General features: G+C 72.3%; 19 protein-coding genes and 1 tRNA gene. 9 read left to right on the top strand and 11 right to left on the bottom strand.

The features are described 5' to 3' along the window. Positions 1 to 54: 54 nt before the first annotated feature. Positions 55 to 1053: a hypothetical protein gene (locus ACWF9Z_RS23090; RefSeq protein WP_453604745.1), complete on the top strand. Its 999-nt coding sequence runs from the start codon at positions 55 to 57 to the stop codon at positions 1051 to 1053. A 140-nt stretch (positions 1054 to 1193) separates the two neighbouring features. Here the strand turns inward: ACWF9Z_RS23090 and mshC are convergent, their stop codons facing one another. The 4 genes from mshC to ACWF9Z_RS23070 all read right to left on the bottom strand — a co-directional run bounded on the left by mshC (position 1194) and on the right by ACWF9Z_RS23070 (position 4767). After that, positions 1194 to 2423 carry a cysteine--1-D-myo-inosityl 2-amino-2-deoxy-alpha-D-glucopyranoside ligase gene (mshC, locus tag ACWF9Z_RS23085; protein WP_453604743.1) on the bottom strand — a complete coding sequence of 410 codons (1230 nt, stop codon included), beginning with the start codon at positions 2421 to 2423 and terminating at the stop codon, positions 1194 to 1196. A gap of 130 nt (positions 2424 to 2553) precedes the next feature. After that, entirely contained in the window at positions 2554 to 3390 is an 837-nt protein-coding gene (locus ACWF9Z_RS23080; protein ID WP_453604770.1) for an SCO1664 family protein, read from the bottom strand. Next, on the bottom strand, positions 3354 to 3944 hold the full coding sequence (locus tag ACWF9Z_RS23075; RefSeq protein ID WP_453604742.1) for a DUF3090 domain-containing protein: 591 nt from the start codon (positions 3942 to 3944) through the stop codon (positions 3354 to 3356). The genes ACWF9Z_RS23080 and ACWF9Z_RS23075 overlap by 37 nt, the downstream gene beginning before the upstream one ends. Before the next feature lie 100 nt (positions 3945 to 4044). Beyond that, positions 4045 to 4767: a histidine phosphatase family protein gene (locus ACWF9Z_RS23070; RefSeq protein WP_453604740.1), complete on the bottom strand. Its 723-nt coding sequence runs from the start codon at positions 4765 to 4767 to the stop codon at positions 4045 to 4047. An 11-nt stretch (positions 4768 to 4778) separates the two neighbouring features. On the opposite strand from ACWF9Z_RS23070, the gene corA reads away from it, so the two are divergent. Beyond that, positions 4779 to 5813, top strand: a complete 1035-nt coding sequence (gene corA, locus ACWF9Z_RS23065) for a magnesium/cobalt transporter CorA (RefSeq protein ID WP_453604738.1) — start codon at positions 4779 to 4781, stop codon at positions 5811 to 5813. 33 nt (positions 5814 to 5846) lie between these two features. Here the strand turns inward: corA and ACWF9Z_RS23060 are convergent, their stop codons facing one another. Together ACWF9Z_RS23060 and ACWF9Z_RS23055 are read right to left on the bottom strand one after the other, a co-directional pair. Next, the gene (locus ACWF9Z_RS23060) at positions 5847 to 6635 is read right to left on the bottom strand and encodes a ferritin-like domain-containing protein (RefSeq protein ID WP_453604736.1); all 789 of its coding nucleotides are present in this window, start codon (positions 6633 to 6635) and stop codon (positions 5847 to 5849) included. Positions 6636 to 6876: 241 nt separating this feature from the next. Beyond that, a complete protein-coding gene (locus ACWF9Z_RS23055) occupies positions 6877 to 7926 on the bottom strand; it encodes an LLM class F420-dependent oxidoreductase (RefSeq protein WP_453604735.1) in 1050 nt (349 codons plus the stop codon). A 127-nt stretch (positions 7927 to 8053) separates the two neighbouring features. Here ACWF9Z_RS23055 and ACWF9Z_RS23050 point away from each other — a divergent pair, with 127 nt between their 5' ends. Both ACWF9Z_RS23050 and ACWF9Z_RS23045 read left to right on the top strand, forming a co-directional pair. Next, positions 8054 to 9046 (top strand): aldo/keto reductase, encoded by a 993-nt coding sequence (locus tag ACWF9Z_RS23050; protein ID WP_453604733.1) that lies wholly within the window; start codon positions 8054 to 8056, stop codon positions 9044 to 9046. Next, positions 9043 to 11442, top strand: a complete 2400-nt coding sequence (locus ACWF9Z_RS23045; RefSeq protein ID WP_453604732.1) for a helix-hairpin-helix domain-containing protein — start codon at positions 9043 to 9045, stop codon at positions 11440 to 11442. Before ACWF9Z_RS23050 ends, ACWF9Z_RS23045 begins: the two co-directional genes overlap by 4 nt. Before the next feature lie 69 nt (positions 11443 to 11511). Here the strand turns inward: ACWF9Z_RS23045 and ACWF9Z_RS23040 are convergent, their stop codons facing one another. Then, positions 11512 to 12183, bottom strand: a complete 672-nt coding sequence (locus tag ACWF9Z_RS23040) for a hypothetical protein (RefSeq protein ID WP_453604731.1) — start codon at positions 12181 to 12183, stop codon at positions 11512 to 11514. A 47-nt stretch (positions 12184 to 12230) separates the two neighbouring features. On the opposite strand from ACWF9Z_RS23040, the gene ACWF9Z_RS23035 reads away from it, so the two are divergent. Then, complete coding sequence (locus ACWF9Z_RS23035; protein ID WP_243333977.1) at positions 12231 to 12419, top strand: DUF5703 family protein; 189 nt, start codon at positions 12231 to 12233, stop codon at positions 12417 to 12419. Between the two features lie 54 nt (positions 12420 to 12473). On the opposite strand, the gene ACWF9Z_RS23030 is transcribed toward ACWF9Z_RS23035, so the two are convergent. From ACWF9Z_RS23030 to ACWF9Z_RS23020, 3 genes are all read right to left on the bottom strand, one after another. Continuing rightward, the gene (locus ACWF9Z_RS23030; RefSeq protein ID WP_453604729.1) at positions 12474 to 13310 is read right to left on the bottom strand and encodes a chaplin family protein; all 837 of its coding nucleotides are present in this window, start codon (positions 13308 to 13310) and stop codon (positions 12474 to 12476) included. Between the two features lie 173 nt (positions 13311 to 13483). Then, positions 13484 to 13717 (bottom strand): chaplin ChpH, encoded by a 234-nt coding sequence (chpH, locus tag ACWF9Z_RS23025; RefSeq protein ID WP_362877285.1) that lies wholly within the window; start codon positions 13715 to 13717, stop codon positions 13484 to 13486. Positions 13718 to 13887: 170 nt separating this feature from the next. Next, complete coding sequence (locus ACWF9Z_RS23020; RefSeq protein ID WP_453604727.1) at positions 13888 to 15213, bottom strand: M20/M25/M40 family metallo-hydrolase; 1326 nt, start codon at positions 15211 to 15213, stop codon at positions 13888 to 13890. A gap of 174 nt (positions 15214 to 15387) precedes the next feature. Here ACWF9Z_RS23020 and ACWF9Z_RS23015 point away from each other — a divergent pair. Next, a tRNA-Leu gene (locus tag ACWF9Z_RS23015) sits at positions 15388 to 15475 on the top strand. Positions 15476 to 15984: 509 nt separating this feature from the next. Here the strand turns inward: ACWF9Z_RS23015 and ACWF9Z_RS23010 are convergent. Then, the gene (locus tag ACWF9Z_RS23010; protein ID WP_453604725.1) at positions 15985 to 17346 is read right to left on the bottom strand and encodes an erythromycin esterase family protein; all 1362 of its coding nucleotides are present in this window, start codon (positions 17344 to 17346) and stop codon (positions 15985 to 15987) included. A gap of 324 nt (positions 17347 to 17670) precedes the next feature. Between ACWF9Z_RS23010 and ACWF9Z_RS23005 the strand changes: the two genes are divergently transcribed. The 3 genes from ACWF9Z_RS23005 to ACWF9Z_RS22995 all read left to right on the top strand — a co-directional run bounded on the left by ACWF9Z_RS23005 (position 17671) and on the right by ACWF9Z_RS22995 (position 20340). Then, positions 17671 to 18900 (top strand): sensor histidine kinase, encoded by a 1230-nt coding sequence (locus ACWF9Z_RS23005; protein ID WP_453604723.1) that lies wholly within the window; start codon positions 17671 to 17673, stop codon positions 18898 to 18900. 3 nt (positions 18901 to 18903) lie between these two features. Beyond that, the gene (locus ACWF9Z_RS23000) at positions 18904 to 19632 is read left to right on the top strand and encodes a response regulator (RefSeq protein ID WP_453604722.1); all 729 of its coding nucleotides are present in this window, start codon (positions 18904 to 18906) and stop codon (positions 19630 to 19632) included. A gap of 339 nt (positions 19633 to 19971) precedes the next feature. After that, complete coding sequence (locus ACWF9Z_RS22995; RefSeq protein WP_453604720.1) at positions 19972 to 20340, top strand: zinc ribbon domain-containing protein YjdM; 369 nt, start codon at positions 19972 to 19974, stop codon at positions 20338 to 20340. The last annotated feature ends 39 nt before the right edge of the window (positions 20341 to 20379 follow it).

Raw genomic sequence — 20379 nt, 5'->3', positions numbered from 1 at the left:
CCCTCCTGTCGGCGGCCCGTGTTTCGATACGGGTTCGCACGCAGGAGGAGAAGGATGACCCGCACCACGCCCCCGCACCCGTTCGACGTGGCCTCGGTGTTCCCGGAGCTCGGGGCCATGGCCAGGACCGCGACGCGGCTGCACCCGCGCCCGGGTTCGCCCACCGTGCACGACAGCTCGGTGGGCGGTCCCCTGCTCTGGCCGGTCGAGGAGGCATGGCCGTCGTGCGCGCAGGAGCACGACGCCCCCTTCCCGCTGAACACGCCCGAGGAGGTCCGCACGCTCCGGCGGATCCGCGCCGAGGACGTATGGACCGCCGAGGACCATGCCGAGGTCTCCCGGATCCACGCCGGCCACGATCCGTCGCTGCTGCCGGAGGGCACGCACCCGCTCATACCGGTGGCGCAGCTGTACGCGCGGGACGTGCCCGGCCTGCCGTTCCCCGAGGGCACGGACCTCCTCCAGGTGCTGTGGTGCCCGTTCATCGACATCGAGGACCAGGAGGGCTCGGACGCCGTCCAGCTGCGCTGGCGGCCGGCCGACGGGGTGGCGGAGGCCCTGGCCGTCGCGCCGGAGCCCCGGTACGTCGGCACGGACGAGCTGGTGCCGGTCCCGTGCGTGCTCGATCCGGAGCAGGTCCGCGAGTACCCGGCCGCGCACGACCTGGGCGCGGAGCTGGCCGAGCGGGTCCGCCGCCGGGGAGAGGACGGCTGGGGGGACGGCTCCCTCCACTACCGCGAGGACCTGTCCGTCGCGCCCGGCTGGAAGGCCGGCGGCTGGGCCGCCCCCTTCACCTTCCGCGACTCGGACGGACCGCGGGAGCTGCGCTGCCGGGAGTGCGGGGCCGTCGGCGAGCCGCTGCTCACCCTCGACCACACCGAATGGAACGCCGAGACGGGCAGCTGGCGCCCGGTCGAGGAGCGGCACGCCTCGTACGCGCCGGGCGTCGATCCGCAGGCTCCCACTCAGGTGACGGTGGGCCGCGGCTACACCCTGCAGTTCTACGCGTGCCCCGTCGACCCCCGCCATCCGCCGGTGACCGTCATGCAGTGACGCGTCAGGCGTCACCGCGTCGGGCGTCGGGCGTCACGCGTCACGCGTCACGCGTCACGCGTCACGCGTCCGGCGGTGAACGGCGAAGCGCGCCCCGCGGCACGGGGCCGGGGCGCGCTTCTCCGTACGTCGGGCCGGGGCTAGAGGGCCACGCCCAGCAGGGCGTCCACCGTGCGGGAGACCAGGCCGGGGGCCGACTCGTCCTCGCCGTCCGTGGCGATCTGGAGCTCGACCCAGCGGTCCACGGCGGCCAGCGCCGCGGGGGCGTCCAGGTCGTTCGCCAGGGCCTCGCGAACCTCCTCGACCAGGGCGTCCGCGGGGATGCCGTCCGGGCGGGAGACGGCCGCGCGCCAGCGCTCCAGGCGGGCCACCGCCTCGGCCAGGACCTCGTCGGTCCACTCCCAGTCGGCGCGGTAGTGGTGCGAGAGCAGGGCCAGGCGGATCGCCGCCGGGTCCACGCCCGCCCGCCGCAGCGCGGACACGAAGACCAGGTTGCCCTTGGACTTCGACATCTTCTCGCCGTGCAGCGCGACCATGCCGGCGTGCACGTACGCCTTGGCCATCGGGAACTCGCCGGTGAGCACCTGGGCGTGCGAGGCGCCCATCTCGTGGTGCGGGAAGGCGAGGTCGGAGCCGCCGCCCTGGATGTCGAAGGTCATGCCCAGGTGGTCCAGGGCGATGGCCACGCACTCGATGTGCCAGCCGGGCCGGCCGCGGCCCAGCGAGCCGCCGTCCCAGCTCGGCTCGCCCGGGCGGGCGGCCATCCACAGCATCGGGTCGAGCGGGTTCTTCTTGCCCGCGCGGTCGGGGTCGCCGCCCCGCTCCGCGGACAGCAGCCGCATCGCCTCGGCGTCCAGGTTCGAGACCTTGCCGAAGTTCGGGTCCGACTCGACGGAGAAGTAGACGTCGCCGTCGAGCTCGTAGGCGGCGCCCGCGTCCCGCAGCCGCTCGACCAGCGGCACGATGCCGGGTATGGCCTCGACGGCGCCGATGTAGTGCTGCGGGGGCAGCATGCGCAGTGCGGTCATGTCCTCGCGGAAGAGAGCGGTCTCGCGTTCGGCGAGCTCGGTCCAGTCCTGGTTGTCGCGCAGCGCCCGCTCCAGCAGTGGATCGTCCACGTCCGTGACGTTCTGGACGTAGACGACCTGCCGCTTGGTGTCGAGCCACACGCGCTGCACGAGGTCGAACGCGTTGTAGGTGGCCGCGTGACCGATGTGGGTCGCGTCGTACGGGGTGATCCCGCAGACGTAGATTCGGGCGACGGGACCGGGGTCGAGGGTGATCGTCCCTCGGGTCGCGGTGTCGTGGATCTGGAGGTCGCGGCCCTTGCCAGGCAGGGCGGGGACCTCAGAAGCGGGCCAGGCATGCATGCGTCGAGCGTAACCGGACGGGTGTTCCGAAAACGAACCGGACCTGCACGGTTGTCTTGATCGGCACTCTTGCGCCATGGCCGGATCTGTGCGTGCGGGTGCGGTGGGATGCCGGTGGGCCGCGGAGCGCTCAGACCGGCGGCCAGGGGATCGCGGGCCACTGCCCCGAGGGCTGCGGATGCGTCCCGGTGCGCAGCAGCAGGGCCACCCGGGCCCGTACGGCGCCCAGCTCGGCGGCGGTGACCAGTTCGGCCAGCCGGGTGGCGAGGGGCTCTCCGGGGGCCAGCCGTGCCTCCAGGGTGCCCAGCACGGACCGCGCGTCCTCGGTCAGCGGCTCCCCCGCCCATCCCCAGAGCAGGGTGCGCAGTTTGTCCTCGGTGTGGAAACTCACGCCGTGGTCGATGCCGTAGAGCCGTCCGTCGGGGGCGGGCAGCAGGTGGCCGCCCTTGCGGTCCCCGTTGTTGATCACGGCGTCGAGGACGGAGATCCGGCGCAGCCGCTCGTCGTCGGCGTGGACGAGGAGGGCCGTGCGGCCCTCGCCGACCTCGGCGAAGGCGACGGGCCGCCAGCCCTCGCCGGCCTCCTCGCCGTCCACGAGCGCGAGCAGTCCGGCCTCCGGGGACTCCCCCGTCTCGATCCACTCCTGGACCATGCCCTCGCCGTACGGGCCGTCGCGCAGCACGGTCGGGGGGACGAGCCCCCAGCCGGTGGCCTCGGAGACCAGGTAGGCGGCGACCTCGCGCCGGGCGAGGTTCCCGTCGGGGAAGTCCCACAGCGGGCGCTCGCCCTTGACCGGTTTGTACACGCAGTCGGCGCTCGCGCCCCCGTGGGTGACGCTGCACAGCAGGACGGCGTTGGACGCCTCGCGGATCCGGCCGACGACCGTGAGCTCGCCGTGGGCCAGCAGCTCCTCCCGTTCCCCCGTGGCGTTCACGCCTGGCGCCGGTAGCCGTTCTGGCGGGGGCAGACGTGCCCCTCCGGGTCCAGCGGCAGGCTGCACAGCGGACACGGCGGCCGGCCGGCGTTGACCACGTCCAGGGCCCGCTTGGCGAAGGCCCGCGCCTGGGCGCCGCTGAGGCGCACGCGCAGCATGGGCGGGCCGTTCTCCTCGTCCTGGAGGAGCCGCTCCTCGGCCTCGGCGAGGTCCTCGTCGGATTCGGCCTCGAGCTCGACGAGGGCCTGCGCTTCGACGATCATGCGCTGTTCCTCGCCGTCCCACGCCAGGGCCATGGTGCCGACGCGGAACTCCTCGTCCACGGGGACGTCCAGGGGCGCGGTGTCGGCCGCTTCGGCGGGGGCCACGGCCGGGACCGGGGCGTTGCCGCCGGTGCGCCGTACGACCTCGTCCAGCAGCTCGTCCATCCGCTCGGCGAGCGCCGCCACCTGGGTCTTCTCCAGGGAGACGCTGGTGACGCGGGGGCCGGATGAGGCCTGCAGGAAGAACGTACGGCGTCCAGGCAGACCGACCGTGCCGGCCACGAAGCGGTCCGGCGGGTCGTAGAGGAACACCTGACGGGGCACGTCCAGTCTCCAAGTGTCCGGGACCCCGGACACGGTCCGGGGAAGGCAGGGGCAGGGATGCGCCCATGGGTTGGCCCGTCCAGCCTACTGCGCCGTTCGATCACGGCGCGCCCGCGCCGCCTCCCACGACCGCGCCGCCGTCGGCTCCGGGCCCGTCCTGGGGTGCCGCCGGGTCCGCGGCCGGGGTGTCGTGGCGCTCGAAGGCCGCGAAGTCGCCGGTGTCGCCGAGGCGGAGCAGGAACGGCCGGGTCGGGGTGTAGCGGATCGCGGTGACCGAGCAGGGGTCGACGTGGATCCGCTGGAAGAGGTCCAGGTGCATGCCGAGGGCGTCCGCGACAAGGGACTTGATGATGTCGCCGTGCGAGCACATCAGGAAGACGGCGTCGGCGCCGTGCTCCTCCTCGATCCGCGCGTCCCAGTCCCGTACGGCGTCCACGGCGCGGGCCTGCATGGCCCGCATCGACTCGCCGCCGGGGAAGGCTGCGGCCGAGGGGTGCTGCTGGACGATGCGCATCAGCGGTTCCTCGGACAGCTCGGAGAGCTTGCGGCCCGACCAGTCGCCGTAGTGGCACTCGCCGATCCGGTCGTCGGTGTGGAGCGCGAGTCCGGGGCGCGCCGCCAGCAGCGGCGCCAGGGTCTGGGCGCACCGCTCCAGCGGGCTGGTGACGGCGGCGGCGAGCGGTATCCCGGCGAGCCGTCCGGGCAGCGCCTCGGCCTGCCCGGTGCCGCGCTCGTCGAGGCTCACTCCCGGGGTCCATCCGGCGAGCAGCCCGGCGGTGTTGGCGGTGGACCGCCCGTGTCGTACGAGGATCAGCGTGGCCATGCGGCCAGCCTATGCGCTGGCGCCGGTGTGCGGTCGGGGCGCCGGCAAGGAAGAATGCCCGCGTGATTGTCGACTGTGCGATGTACCGCGACGGCCGCCGCTCCGAGGCACCCGGGGACCTCTCCGATGCCCTCGACGAGGCGCGGGCCGCCGGCGACGCCTTCCTCTGGGTCGGCATGCACGAGCCGACGGAGGAGGAATTCGAGCACGTCAGCGCGGAGTTCGGGCTGCACGCGCTGGCGGTGGAGGACGCGCTGACCGCGCACCAGCGGCCGAAGCTGGAGGTCTACGACGATTCGCTCTTCGTGGTCCTCAAGCCGGTGCTCTACGACGAGGCGTCGGACACGGTGAGCGCGGGCGAGCTGATGGTGTTCATCGGCGACTCCTTCGTGGTCACGGTCCGGCACGGCGAGGGGGCCGCGCTGGCCGCCGTACGGCACCGGCTGGAGCAGGATCCGAAGGTCCTCAGGCACGGCCCGACGGCGGTGCTGTACGCGGTCTCGGACGCGGTGGTGGACCACTACATCGAGGTGGCCGCGGAGTTGCAGGCGGACCTGGAGGAGCTGGAGGCGGAGGTGTTCTCGCCGAGTTCCGCGGACACCAAGAACACCGCCGCCCGGATCTACGGCTTCAAGCGGCAGGTCCTGGAGTTCCGCCGGTCCACGAGTCCGCTGCTCCAGCCGATGGACCGGCTGGCCTTCGGCGACGTGCCCTTCGTGCACGAGCACGCCCAGCCGTTCTTCCGCGACGTCGCGGACCACCTGACCAAGGCGAACGAGTACATCGAGGGACTGGACCGGCTGCTCTCGGACGCGCTGGCCGCGCACCTGGCGCAGATGGGCGTCCGGCAGAACGACGACATGCGCAAGATCTCGGCCTGGGCGGCCATAGCGGCGGTCCCGACGATGGTCGCGGGGATCTACGGCATGAACTTCGAGCACATGCCGGAGCTGACGCACCGCTGGGGCTACCCGGTGGTCGTCCTGGTCATGGCCGCCCTGTGCCTGGGCCTGCACCGCCTGTTCAAGCGGCGCGGCTGGCTCTGACCGGGGCGCCGGCCCGAGCGCCCGGGCCGCGGTTCAGGCGAACTCGGGCGCCGTCGTCGGCGCGCCGCCCAGCGGGTCGGTCCGCTCCGGCCGGCGCAGGTCCACCATCCGGTGCCAGCCGCTGAACCGTTCGTAGGCGTAGGTCCCGCGGATGCCGGCGGCCAGCACGGCCGCCTTCGGGGCGGGCCAGCGCAGCAGCCGTCCCATGTGGCCCATCACGGCGAGGCTCACGTCCCGGTAGACGGCGATCTCGGTGAGCGCGCACTCGCGCAGCACCCGGTGGATGGTGCGGCCGTGGCCGGCGCGGGCGAGGCGGAGCAGTTCCTCGTGGCAGTAGGCGAGGTGGTTGTCCTCGTCGGCGCCGATCATGCGGATGGCCTTGCCGAGGTCGGGATGGTCTCCGAAGTCCCGTACCAGCATGTCCATCTGGTCGGCGGCGCGCTGTTCGGTGACCCGGCTGTGCGCGAGGTAGACGACGACGTCCTCCTCGGTCAGGGCCCGCTCGCCGCGCAGGGTGGCGTGCGGGAGGCCGATGCCCCGGCGCTCCAGGAGCATCGTGTAGTCGGTCTCCGGCGGGACGGGGACGGGGGCCAGGCCGCGCTTGCGGAGCAGCGCCTGGAAGATCCGGCCGTGTTTGTCCTCGTCGGCGCCGTGCCGGGTGATCTTGGGTGCGAGATCGCGCATGGAATCGGGGACGAGGGCCGCGATCCGGGCGTTCTCCCAGCCGCCCTGGGCCTCGCCGCCGGCGGCGATGGAACAGAACAGCTGGAAGGACTCGTCGTGGTCGACGATCTCCTGGAACAGACTGCGCGCAGAGAGCATGCGTCGAGTCAAGAGCCGATCGGCGGCCCCGGCAACCGGGTGCGTCCGCGAATCGGCCGAATGAACGAGCCCGGCCGGCGGGCCCGGGGGCGTAACCCCGCGGGCACCGCGCGCGTTGTTGGCTGTGTCGGCCGTGGCGGGGAAGACCCCCCGAGCCCCCACCACGGCCGCAGAGCGTGCGCATCGGAGTGTGACCGCCGACCGCACCCCGGCGAGCCCGGGGACACGCGCCCCGGACCGGTCAGGCGAGGCCCGCGAGCTCCATGGCCTCGGTGCCGGCCCGCAGGGCGGCGATCCGCTCGTCCAGGGTGAAGCCGGCCGGGGCGAGCGTCAGGGTGGTGACCCCGGCCTCCGCGTAGGCGCGCATCCCGTCGGCGATGCGCTCCACCGGGCCCAGCAGGGTGGTGGAGTCGATCAGCGAGTGCGGGATCGCGGCGGCCGCGCCCTGCTTGTCGCCCGACAGGTACTTGTCCTGGACCTCGAGGGCTTCCTTCTCGTAGCCCATGCGCTGGGCGAGCTGGTTGTAGAAGTTCTGCTTGCGGCTGCCCATCCCGCCCACGTAGAGGGCGGTGTACGGGCGGAACATGTCCGCGAGCGCGGTCACGTCGTCGCCGAGGGCCAGCGGCACGGTCGGGCAGACGTCGAAGCCGTCCATCGTCAGCCCGGCCTTCTCGCGGCCCGCGCGGATGTGCGTGAGCGCGGTGGCCTCCAGGTGCTCGGCCGCCGGGAAGATCAGCAGCGCGCCGTCGGCGATCTCGCCGGTCTGCTCCAGGTTCTTCGGCCCGATGGCGGCGATGTAGAGCGGGATGTGCTCGCGCTCGGGGTGCACGGTGAGCTTGAGCGGCTTGCCCGGCCCGTCGGGCAGCGGCAGCGTCCAGTGCTCGCCCTCGTAGGACAGGCGCTCGCGGGTCATCGCCTTGCGGACGATCTCCACGTACTCGCGGGTCCGCGCGAGGGGCTTGTCGAACTTCACGCCGTACCAGCCCTCGGAGACCTGCGGGCCGGAGACGCCGAGGCCGAGCCGGAAGCGGCCCTTGGTGAGGGAGTCGAGGGTGGCGGCGGTCATGGCGGTCATCGCCGGCTGGCGGGCCGGGATCTGCAGGATCGCCGAGCCGACGTCGATCCGCTCCGTCTGGGCGGCGACCCAGGCCAGGACGGTCGGGGCGTCGGATCCGTAGGCCTCCGCGGCCCAGCAGACGTCGTAGCCCAGCCGGTCGGCCTCCTGGGCGACGGCGAGGTTGTCGGCGTCCATGCCGGCGCCCCAGTAACCGAGATTGATGCCGAGCCGCATGTGTCGTCCCCTTAACGGTTCACCGATGAGTACTGATGAGCGATGAGTACTGATGAGTAACGTAGGTCTGCGGGGACTCTAGCGCGCCCGGGTGCCGCAGGACAGCGCCGCAGTAGTCTCAGCCCTCATGGAGCAGAGGCATCTCGGCCGCACCGGACTGCGCGTCTCACGGATCGGTCTCGGCACACTGACGTGGGGCCGGTCGGCGGACGGCACCGACGAGGCGGAAGCGGCCGCGCAGTTGAAGACGTTCTGGAACGCGGGCGGCACGCTCGTCGACACGGCGGACGTGTACGGGGGCGGGGAAGCCGAGTACCTCCTCGGGCAGTTGATCGGTTCCGTGGTCCCGCGGCGGGATCTGGTCATCGCGACGAAGGCGGGCGGCGTCGCGGACCGGGACCACCCCTTCGACTGCTCCCGGGGCCACCTGCTGGCCGCCCTGGACGATTCGCTGGCCCGCCTGGGCACGAACTACGTCGACCTCTGGCAGGTCCACGCCTTCGATCCCGGGACCCCGCTGGAGGAGACCCTCCAGGCCCTGGACCTGGCGGTGAGCAGCGGCCGGGCCCGGTACGCGGGCGTGTCCAACTTCAGCGGCTGGCAGCTGGCGAAGGCGGCGACCTGGCAGCTCGCGGCGCCCGGCGTACGGACCCGGCTGGCGTCGACCCAGATGGAGTACTCCCTGCTCCAGCGGGGCGTGGAACGGGAGGTCCTGCCGGCGGCGCTGGACCTGGGACTCGGGATGCTCCCCTCGTCCCCGCTGGGCCGGGGCGTGCTGACGGGCAAGTACCGGGCGGGCACCCCGGCCGACTCCCGGGGCGCCTCCGAGACGCTGTCCGCCTTCGTGGACCCCTACCTGGACGACACGGCGAGCCGCATCGTGGACGCGGTCGCGACGGCCGCCCACGGCTTGGCGGTCACCCCGCTCCAGGTGGCCCTGTCGTGGGTCCGGGACCGGCCGGGCGTGGCCGCCCCGATCGTCGGCGCGCGGACGTCGGCGCAGCTCGGCGCGGCGCTGTCGGTGGAGACGCTTAGTCTTCCGGAGGAGATCCGCCGGGCGCTGGACGACGTCTCGGCGCCCGTCCACCGCTACCCCGATCAGGACTGGAGCACCTTGTGAGCGACACCGCTGCCGCGGAAGACCCGGCACGGGACCCCGCCCCCGCCGCGGCGGCGACCCCCGCCACCCAGCCCGACCCGGCCCCCGGCACCGAGCCCGGAGAACCCGCGCCGGCCGGGACGGCCGGGGCGGAGCCCGACCACGCGGACGCGGTGCACGCCTCCGGCGGAGCCGGGGAAGCGGAAGCGGAGCCCACGGAGCCCCCGGAGGCCTCAGGCGGCGTCGAGGACGGGGGGACGGGAACGGAACCTTCGGCCGACGGGGACAGCGCCGAGGCCGAGGCCGAGACTGAGGCCACCGCCGACGGGGAAAGCGCCGAGGCCGAGACTGAGGCCACCGCCGACGGGGAAAGCGCCGAGGCCGAAGCTGAGGCCACCGCCGACGGGGAGAGTGCCGAGGCCGGGGTCACCGCCGACGCGGCCGGGGCCGCGCCCGCGCTCACCGAGGCCGCCGCCGAACTGGCCGCGCAGAAGATCGAGCGGGAGCGCATCGCCCGGCGCAAGGCCGAGCGCGAGGGCCCCGTCGACGCCGGGGCCAAGCTCAGCGGCACGGCCGCCGACCTGCTGGCCGCCGTACGGGCCGTGGAGGGCGGTGGCAGGCCCCCCGCCGCCTACGACGCGCCGGCGCCCCCCTCCCCACCGCGCGGGACCGTCCCCGCGCCCGCGCCGGAGCGCGCCCCCGTTCCCGCCCCGCCGGTCACGGTCTCGGCACCCGCCGACGCCGTCCGGGCCGTGCGCGCCGTCCTGGCCCGCGGCGGGGCCCCCGAGTCCCTGGCCCTGCAGGCCGCCACCGTGCTCGGTGACGACGCCGCCGGGCAGCTCGCCGAGTCCCCCTGGCGGCTGCTCGCCGTCGCCGGGGTCCGCCCGACCCAGGCCGACGGCTTCGCCCGCGCCCTGCTCGGCGCCGAAGCCACCGGTCCCGGGGACGAGCGGCGGGCCGCCGCCCTGGTGAGCTGGCTGCTCGCGCAGGCCGCCGCCAAGGGGCACACCGTGCTCGACGCCCCCACCCTGGAGTCCGCCCTCACCCAGTACGGCGTACCCGACCCCGCCGAGGCGCTCGAGGCGGCCGTCGGCGACGGGTCCGTGCTCGTCTTCGAGGAGCCGGTCGGCCCGCCCGCCCCGGAGGGCGAGGAGCAGCCCGTACGCCTCCTCGTGGGCCTGGAGCAGTCCGCCATGGCCGAGGAGAGCCTCGCCGAGGGCCTCGCCCGGATCGCCAACACCTTCACCGGCCCCGCCGACTGGGACGGGGCCGCCGGAGCCGCCCGCACCGGCGCCGAGCTGATCCGCGCCGCCGCCGGCCACGGCCTGGTCACCCACACCGGAGGCGAGACCGCCCGCGCCGAACCCCTCGCCCTGCTCGCGGCCGCGCGGAAGGCCGGCCTGCGGGCCTGCCTGGCCGCGCACGCCCCGGCGGACGGAGCCGTCACGGTGGCCGGACTGCTCGCCGGCGCCGAGGGCCCCGGCCGGGACGCGGACGGCCGGTTCGCGCTGGACCTGCTCATCGTCCTCGACGCCCCGCAGCTGGACGTGGAAACGGCGGCGGCGCTGGTGGAGTCCGTTCCCGACGGCTCCCGCCTGGTGCTGTCCGGCGACCCCGCGGTGCTCGGCTCCGCCGGACCCGGCCGGGTCTTCGCCGACGTCCTGGCGGCCCGCGCCTTCCCCCAGCTCGTCTCCCGCGTCCCCGACCCCGGCCCGATCGGCGAGCTGGTCTCCGGCATCGGGATCGGGGAGCTCCACCAGGTCGACGCCCCCGGCAAGGAGGTCGTCATCGTCCCGGTGAAGGACGCCGGGGAGGCCGTGCACCGCACCGTGCAGCTGGTCGCCGACTCGGTGCCCCGCGCGTTCGGCATCCCCGCGGACGCGGTCCAGGTCATCACCCCGGGCCACGGCGGCTCGGCGGGCACCCGGGCGCTCAACGCGGCCCTCAAGGAGCGGCTGAACCCGGGCCCCGGCCGGTTCGGCGGCTTCGACCCGGGCGACCGGGTCGTGCACGTGCCCTCCCCCGGGCGGGCGCTGCCGGCCCGGGTGGTGTCGGCCGACGCCCAGGGGCTGCACCTGGAGGGGGCCTCCGGCGCGCGGACCGTCGTGCCCCAGGAGCGCGTGGAGTCCCAGGTCCGGCACGGCTGGGCCGTGACCGCGCACCAGGCCGTCGGGACGCGCTGGCCCGCCGTGGTCGTCGTCCTGCCCGGAGACGCGGCGCAGGCCCTGTCCCGGGACTGGGTGTACACGGCGTTCGGGCGCGCCGGGCGGCACCTGTCGGTGGTGCACGGAGTGGACCAGGCGCTGCCGCGCGCGGTCGCGGAGGTGCTGCCGAAGCCCCGTACGACCCGGCTGACCGCCCTGGTGCGGACGCTCGCGGAAGCGGCGCGGGCCCAGGTGCCGGCACGGCCCGAGTAGCGCGCGACGCACGGCGGCCCCCGTCCCGGCCGGGACGGGGGCCGTCGTGCGCGCACGGGCCGGGCGGGGTCAGGCCGGGGTCAGCCCGGGCTGCTGCGCCTCGTCGTCGGCCTCCTCGGCGTCCTCGTCGTCCGCGTCGTCCGTCTCGCCGTCGAAGACCGAGCTGACGTCGAACCGGTGCATCACGTCCTGCGGATCGGTGTGCGCGAAGGGCGTGCTCAGCCACTCCCCCGGCTCGGCGATCTCCTCCGAGGCGGCGATCCAGAGCGTGGCGTCGCCTTCTTCCAGGCCGAAGTCCTTGGCACGGGAGGCGATCTCGTCCGGTTCGTACTCGCCGAAGAGCACGCCGAGCGCGTCGGCGGTGCCCCCGTCGTGGGCGAGCTCGGCATCGCGGTCGTGGGCGACGACCCGCTCGGCCTGGGCGATCAGGCGGGCCGGTTCGACGACGGCGTAGTCGCGGCGGATGAGCACGCTGAAGGCGGCGGGCTCGGCGGGCCCGGTGTACGGGAGCCCGTCCTCGGGAGTGGGGATCTCAAAGGGGGTGACCTCGTCGTAGCGGTCGTAGAGGAGTTCGTCGTACTCCTCGGCGGCGGCGGCGAGTTCGTTGAACGCCGCGTAGACGTCCGGATCATCGTCCCCGATCCTGCTCTCGACCGCGGCGAGGTGACGGTCGAGCGCGGCCTTGACCGCCTCGGCGGCGGCGCGTACCTCGGCAACAGTGGGCAGAGCGGCATCAGACATAGTGCAGACGCTATCCGTAGCAGGGCTCTGCCCGCACAATAGATGCGATGCCGGAATACGAATTTGTCGACCTGTACGTGCCCCGAGGGGTTCCGCGCCAGGAAACGACCCGCCTGCTGACCGAGCACGCCGAGTACGGACACTGGGAGCTCGATCGCCTCACGCTGCTCCGGGACGGCAGCCGCCGCGTGCGACTGCGCCGCCGGATCATCCGTCAGGTCCGCGCGACCTGGTGACGCGGGTCCCGCTCCCGGGACCCGCGCATCGGACCAGGTCCGTGTGAAACTCCGTCAGGCGGCGTTGCGCGCCCGGCGGTAGAGCACGGCGCCCGCCAGCAGCATGCCCGCGGCGAGGGGAACTCCGGCGGCGAGGACGTCACCGGCGCCGGTGGCGGCCAGTTCCCCCGTCGGGGTCGAACCGGTGCCCGGGGCGGGGTGCGTGACGGGCACGACCGGGGTGGTGCCGGGCCCGCCCGGGGTCCCCTGGTTACCCGGGCCACCGGGAGTCCCGTGATCGCCCGGCCCGCCCGGGGTCCCGTGGTCACCCGGACCACCGGGAGTCCCGTGATCGCCCGGACCACCAGGGGTCCCGTGGTCACCCGGGCCACCGGGAGTCCCGTGATCGCCCGGCCCGCCCGGGGTCCCGTGGTCACCCGGACCACCGGGAGTCCCGTGGTCACCCGGACCACCAGGGGTCCCGTGATCGCCCGGAGTTCCGTGATCGCCCGGGGTCCCGTGGTCACCAGGACCGCCGGGGTGGCCGGGGTGGTTCGGGCCCGCGTCCTCGTCACACGGCTCGTCCGGGTTGCCCGGATGGGTCGGGTGTCCGGGGTGGGTCGGGTGTCCCTGTGGGGTCGCGTGTCCCGGGCGGCCCGAGACGTTGGCGCAGCGGTTGCCGAAGGCCGGGTTCAGGGCCCCCACCACGTTCACCGTGTTCCCGCAGGCGTTCACCGGTACGTCCACGGGTGCCTCGGCGGCGTTCCCGGACAGCAGGCCGGGCGAGTTCGCCGCGTGGCCGGCGGCCACCGAGTCCGCCTGCGCGTAACCGCCGCCGAAGGCGAGCAGACCGCCCGCGGCCGCCATGGTGATCAAGGTCTTCCTGCCGGTGGCCTGTGCCTGTCGTCGCATCTGTACTTCGTCCCCTGGTGTGCGTCGTGCGCGCGCTCACGCGCACGGTCGGGTCGGCGCTCGGGCCGCGCGGGCTCCCCTGCCCGGTGCGCCGAAAGATCGTGGTCGGGCCGTAAAAGCCCGGCGGCCCCGGAGCGCTGGTGTGCGCTCCGGGGCCCAGTACTTCAGAAACGTCAGGCGTTGACGCAGGTGTTGCCGAAAGCCGGGTTCAGCAGGCCGATCACGGAGATCGTGTTGCCGCAGACGTTCACGGGGATGTGAACGGGAACCTGGACGACGTTGCCGGACAGGACACCGGGCGAACCGATGGCCGCACCCTGCGCACCCGCGTCGGCGACGGCCAGACCCGCACCCGCGAGAACCAGACCACCGGTAGCAGCCGCCGCAGCGACAACCTTCTTGAGCATTGTTCCTCCTAGTAGGCAAGTGCGGTCCCAGCCGCGGACCGCACCACCTGTAACGAGGAGGGATCACCGGGGCTACGAGCGTATGAGTGCATTCACTCTTCTCAGTGGGTTTCGTACACTCTCCCGATTCCCGGCCGGTGGACTCGTCCCCGCTCCTCCCGGGGCCCGTCTCAGGACTCGTCGATGAACCGGTCGAGTACCCGGACGCCGAACTTCAGGCCCTCCACCGGCACCCGCTCGTCCACCCCGTGGAACATCCCGGCGAAGTCCAGCTCCGGCGGGAGCTGGAGCGGCGCGAAGCCGAAGCAGCGGATGCCGAGGTCGTCGAAGGACTTGGCGTCCGTACCGCCGGAGAGCATGTACGGGACGGCGCGCGCGATCGGGTCGTGCGCCTTCAGGGCGGTCTGCATCGCGTCCACGAGCTTGCCGTCGAAGTCCGTCTCCAGCGCCCTGTCGGCGTGGACGTCCTCGCGCTTCACGCGCGGGCCGAGGATCCGGTCGAGGTCGGTGAAGAACTCCTCCTCGTATCCGGGCAGGAAGCGGCCGTCCACGTGAGCGGTGGCCTGCCCGGGGATGACGTTGACCTTGTAGCCGGCGCCGAGCATCGTCGGGGCGGCCGAGTTGCGCAGGGTCGCGCCGACCATCTTGGCGATGCCGCCGAGCTTGGCGAGCGTGGCGTCCATGTCGTCCGGGTCGAGCGGGGTGCCCAGCGCGTCCGAGAGCTCGTCCAGGAAGTGCCGCACGGTCTTGGTGACCCGTACCGGCCAGGTGTGGCGGCCCAGGCGCCCGACGGCCTCGCACAGCTCGGTGATGGCGTTGTCGTTGTTGGTCATCGACCCGTGGCCGGCCGTGCCCTCCACCGTCAGGCGCATCCAGTGCATGCCCTTCTGGGCCGTCTCCACCAGGTACAGCCGCAGGTTCTCGTTGACGGTGAAGGAGAACCCGCCGACCTCGCCGATCGCCTCGGTGACCCCTTCGAAGAGCCCGGGGTGCTTGTCGACGAGGTGCCGGGCGCCGTAGGTGCCGCCCGCCTCCTCGTCGGCGAGGAAGGCCAGCACGATGTCGCGCGGGGGCTTGCGGCCGCTGCGCATGCGGTCGCGCACGACGGCCAGCGTCATCGCGTCCATGTCCTTCATGTCGACGGCGCCGCGGCCCCACAGGCAGCCGTCGGCGATCTCGCCGGCGAAGGGGTCGTAGGTCCAGTCGGCGGCGTTGGCCGGGACCACGTCGGTGTGGCCGTGGATCAGCAGGGCGGGCCGGGAGGGGTCCTCGCCCTCGATCCGCGCCACGGTCGAGGCGCGGCCCTTGTGCGATTCGAAAATCTGCGGCTCCAGCCCGACCTCGGCGAGCTGCTCGGCGACCCACTCGGCCGCCTTGCGCTCACCGGGTCCGGAGTGGTCGCCGTAGTTGCTGGTGTCGATCCGGATGAGGTCCCGGCAGAGGTCGACGACCTCGTCCTCGCCGGATACGGTCCTGCCCGCGCTCGAGTCGCTCACGCTGCTTCCTCCCACTGACCACTGATCGGTATCGAACGGTCCCCATCCTCCCGCTCCGGGCCGCTCTCCCCAAGGCGATCCCCGGCCGCCAGGGGGTGTGATCGAGGACCCCGGAATGTTTGGTAATGTTTTCCACGTCGGAACGGCCCGCGAGGGACGCGAGACAGACACCTTGTCCGGGTGGCGGAATGGCAGACGCGCTAGCTTGAGGTGCTAGTGCCCTTTATCGGGCGTGGGGGTTCAAGTCCCCCCTCGGACACCAAGAGCGGTTCACAGAACCACTCAGTTTCGATTGACAGAACCCCCGCTTCGGAGAGATACGGAGCGGGGGTTCTTCGTTGTGCCCGGGGCCGAGGGTGTGGCGCCGCGCTCTGAGGGGATCCGGCTTGAGGCCGGCCTACGGTTCGCGCCCAGTTCAGCGTGCTCGAGGAGGAACTCGGCAAGGGTCCGTCGGCGCGCGGCATCGCCGCCGCAGCGGCAACCGCCGGGGGAGCTCCCTCCGACGCCCTGGAAGCGGCCGCCGCCATCCCCCGCCGGGCGCCGGGACCAAAGGTCCGCTCCCTTACCTGGCCCGGCGTCGACGGACCCCGCGAAGACACCTCCGAGTTCGAGGTCACCCCGAGCGTCATCGACCCTGATCCCGCCACGGGCGAACACCAAGGCCGGCTCCTGCCCGGAACGGCGACTGAGTCACCGTTCCGGGCAGGAGCCCTCAGAAACCGCCTAGGTGTGCCGGCCCCGCGCTCGTTCGGGCCCGGCGCCGCGAGGCTGTCACGGCTTCAGCTTGTCGGCCTCCCGGACTTCGTGCAGGTGGATGAGAACGTCGAAGGACTTGGCGATCGCGACGTCGCGCGGTTCCGCGGGGAACTGGGTGCCGAGGCTGAGCGTGGGCCGGGCGGTGTTCAGCCAGGCGCGCGCGGGCTCCGGGGCGCGGCGGACGTCGAGGTAGAAGTTCTGGTGTCGGACCTGGTCGAGGGTGTGCTCGTTCCTGCCGGGGCCGGCGGCGCCCACGGTGAACTTCTTCCATTCGCCGCCGAGGGCGGCATCCTTGGACAGGAAGGAGCCCTGGTTGAAGGTGAAGCCGATGGGGAGGTAGTTCTTGCCCATGGTGTCGCGCAGGAATGATCCCTGCGTCTTGGGATACATCTCGGGGTCGCTGGCCTGGTAGCCGACATGGTCGTTGTGTGCCGACAGCAGCACCTTGCCGCCGGTCTCTCGCTGCCACCAGGTGACGTTCTGGGCCATCACCTCATCGCGGAAGCGCTGCGAGGCAGCCACCGATTCGGGGTTGGTGACGTCAATCGTGAGAAATCTGGTGGTCTGGGCGATCGACCGGGCGTTCTGCTCAGCCCACACGAAGGCCTTGTCGCCCGAGCCCCCTAGCTTGCTGACCAGCGCCAGGGCTTGCTCTGCCTTGGCGGCGAGCTGCTGTCGTTCGGCGAGGGGCTTGCCCAGGTAGGCGAAGACGTCGTCGATCGGGCGCAGGCCGGCGTAGAGCTCGTTGAGCTGGGGGAGCGCCGCGGGGTGGCTGCCCTGCACGTAGCCGGTCACCCGGCCGAAGAACTCGTCGCTCAGTGTGGGAGCGCCGAGATCATTGCCCATGAAGTGGACAGTGCGGCTGGGATGACTGCGGTTGTAATCCCGCATCCACGCGATAAGGCTCACGAACTCCTCTCGTTCCCAGGGAGAGTTGCCCAGTTCCTTCTTGGCGATCTCCCGGACGTCTCCCTTTCCGGTCTGCAGGTATTCGTCGATCTGGAGCCCTGCGGGCCAGCTCATCTCCAGAGAGAAAGTGGTGAAACCCTTCTTCTCCACGAGGTGACGGAAAATCCGCTCCTTCATGGTGAAGAACTCGTGGGAGCCGTGAGTGGCCTCGCCGAGGCCCACCACCTTGGCGTTGCCGATCATGGAGGTCAGGGCTTGCAGGTCTGCCGTGTTTCCCCCGGGCTCCGTCGAGCGAAGCGGATGGGCCGCCCGCTCCAGTGCGCGGACCGCGCTCTGCTTTCCGCCGCCCGTGGCATCCTTGTCGACCGTGGCCGCATTGACCGCCATGGGAGTGAGGGCCGCCCCCACCGCGATGGCCACCGTCGCAAGGAGCTTACGGCGACTGATGCGTTTCTTGTGCGTAGCCATCTTGTTCAATCCTTCAATCAACTTACGTGTGGATTCTTCAGGAGACGAAGACCAGCGATAAGCGCCGAAGCCACGCCCCACACGATCTCGGACAGTGCCCCATCAGCACATCACCGGATTGCGCGGAGATCGTACGAGCGTGGGATGAGAAGCCGCATGGGCCCCCGGGGCCCCTCGTCCGCGGAATGGGACCCTGGTCCTAGTCCGGTTTCGGTCCTGGGGTTGAGCCGGGGGCCGCGGGATGCAGGGACAATTGCACAAGCAGAATCGATGCTGTGCGGACCGTCCGGCATTGCTGCGGAAACCAGCTAGGAGAGAACGACCATGGCGACGCGTCGCACAGCCCAACCGTCGCGCGAGGGACTGCGCGGGCGCTTCTTCCGGCTGGACGCCGGCTCATTGCCGTGGACCCGTAACGACGCCCTGCTGGCCACCAGCGCAGCTGTCGTAGATCTCATCGGATACACCGTGTTTTCGCAGGTCACGAATGTGCCCGTGTCGAATGTCGGCGTCCTGCTGGTGACCGTTTCCGCGCTGCCGCTGCTGGTGAGGCGACGCTTCCCACTGACGGTCATGACCGTCAGCCTGATGCTCGCCGTGCTCCTGAATCTCACGACGTCCGTAAGCCATCACTTCGGTGCGACCCTCGCGATCGCCCTCTACTCGGCTGCACGAACCGGCCGCCGGTGGGCGACGGCCGCCCTGACGATCGGGGCGATCGGGGTCACCCTGCTCACCCCGGACCTCGCTCCCCCGCGCGGATTCCTGAACGTGACCAGCGCCGGCCTCGCCGCCTGCCTCATGGCTGCCACCGGCCTCGCGGTCAACCGATGGCAGCAGGAGACTGAAGCCAACCGTCGGCTCCTCACCGACCGGGCAGTGGCCGACGAACGCCGTCGCATCGCCCGGGAGCTGCACGACATCGTCGCCCATCGCATCACCACCATGCAGCTGATGGCGGGCGGCGCCCGCGCCAACCTCGACCACGACCCCGACGTCGTCCGCGACGCCCTGGTCACGCTCGAACACTCAGGGCGGCTGGCCCTGCGCGAGATGAGACAGCTCCTCGATGTCCTGCGGACGGACGAGGACACCGCGGGCGACCGGCACAGCCCCCCGGAGGCGCCGCTGCCCGGCCCGGCCGACCTCGACCGCCTGATCAAGGAGTCCCGGCAGGCCGGACAGCCCGCCGAGCTGACCATGGACGGCGATCCCGGACGGCTGCCCTCGGTGGTCGGTCTCACCGTCTACCGGATCGTCCAGGAGGCCCTGACCAATGCCCGCAAGCACGCCGGGCCCAGTGTCCCGGTGAAGGTCCGCCTCAGTTGTCTGCCCGAACGCGTCCTTGTTTCCGTCACCGACGGCGGCCCGACCGCCGCCGTCGGGCCGCCGTCGGCTCCCGGCAACAGGCAGGGCGCCGGATACGGTCTGATCGGCATGCGCGAACGGGTCGCCCTGCACAGCGGCGCGCTGGAGGCCGGCCCGCTCCCGGAGGCCGGCTACCGGGTCATGGCGAGCCTGCCGCTGAAAACCCCGACGGGCGAGGAGAACTGACCGGTGAGTGGGACAGAAATCGAACACGAGGCCGCGGGCGAGCGGACGATCCGGGTACTGATCGCGGACGATCAGCCGCTCGTGCGGCGCGGCCTCGCGCTGATCCTCGGCCCCTCTCCGGCCATTACCGTCGTCGCCGAGGCCGAGAACGGCGAGCAGGCTCTTGTGCTCGCCCACGAGCACGATCCCGATGTCGTGGTGATGGATATCCGGATGCCGGTCCTCGACGGGGTGGCGGCCACCGAGCGACTGGCCCGCGACCTGCCCGAGTGCCGGGTGCTCGCCCTCAGCACCTTCGACATGGACGATTACGTGGTCGCCGCCCTGCGCGCCGGCGCATACGGCTTCCTGCCCAAGGACAGCTCGCCCGAGGAGCTGGTGGCCGCGATCCGCACCGTCCACGCGGGCGAGGCCGTTGTCGCGCCCCGGCTGCTGACCCGGCTGATCTCCGCCTACGTCAAGAGCGAGCAGGTGGTGCCCCCGGACCGCCGACGGCCGGCCCCGGAAATCGCCTCCGATCTCACCCCACGAGAGGTGGAGGCCTGGCGTCTACTGGCTACCGGCCTGGACAACAACGAGATCGCGCGCGCCATGGACATCACTGTCTCCACTGTCAAGAACTACATCACCAGGATCTTTGACAAACTCGGCGTACGCGACCGGGCGCAGGCAGTGATCGCGGCCTACGAGTCGGGCCTGGTGACAGCCCCACAGGCGACCGACTCGGAGTGAAACCGCCGCTCCGCCCCGTACCGGAAGTGAACCGGGCGCACCCGCCGGGCCCACCGGGGCGGGTCCTTCGAGGCCAACGGATTGGGCAGGGCGCGGCCGCGAGACCACAGGCCTGGTGCGCGAGGGGGACCGCGTACCAGGCCTGCTCGGCGTCTGGGGGCGTGGAGAGTGAGGACCGGGGCCTGTGCTGCGGTCACCCAAGGAGGCCTCTCTGTGCAGGTCACAGCATTGCGTGAAGCACCCACCAAGCGAGAACCCCGCTTCATGTGGGGCTTTCTGCGGAGGCGGGCCGTGCGGCCGGCGGACCGTCGCGCGGCCGGGTGGGGATATTCTCGGACGGTGAATGAGAATCTTCCTCCTTGCCCTGAATGTTCCTGTACGTACACCTATGAGATGAACGCGCTCGTGGTGTGTCCCGAGTGCGCTCACGAGTGGGTGCCCGCCGAGAGCGGCGCGGACGGCAGCGGGGGCGGCGAGGGCTCCGGCGAACGGGTCGTGAAGGACTCCGTCGGCAACGTGCTCAGGGACGGCGACACCGTGACGGTGGCCAAGGCGCTCAAGGTCAAGGGCAGCCCCTCGGGGATCAAGGCCGGTACGAAGGTCCGCAACATCCGGATCGTCGACGGCGTCGACGGCCACGACATCGACTGCAAGATCGACGGCTTCGGCGCGATGCAGCTGAAGTCCAGCGTGGTCAAGAAGGCCTGACCGGGACCCGGACGGGACGCGCACGACGAAGGGGGGACC

The organism is Streptomyces sp. NPDC054961 (assembly GCF_053609145.1).
Note: the sequence above shows the minus strand (reverse complement) of the source record. Positions and strands in the feature narration are given on the sequence as shown.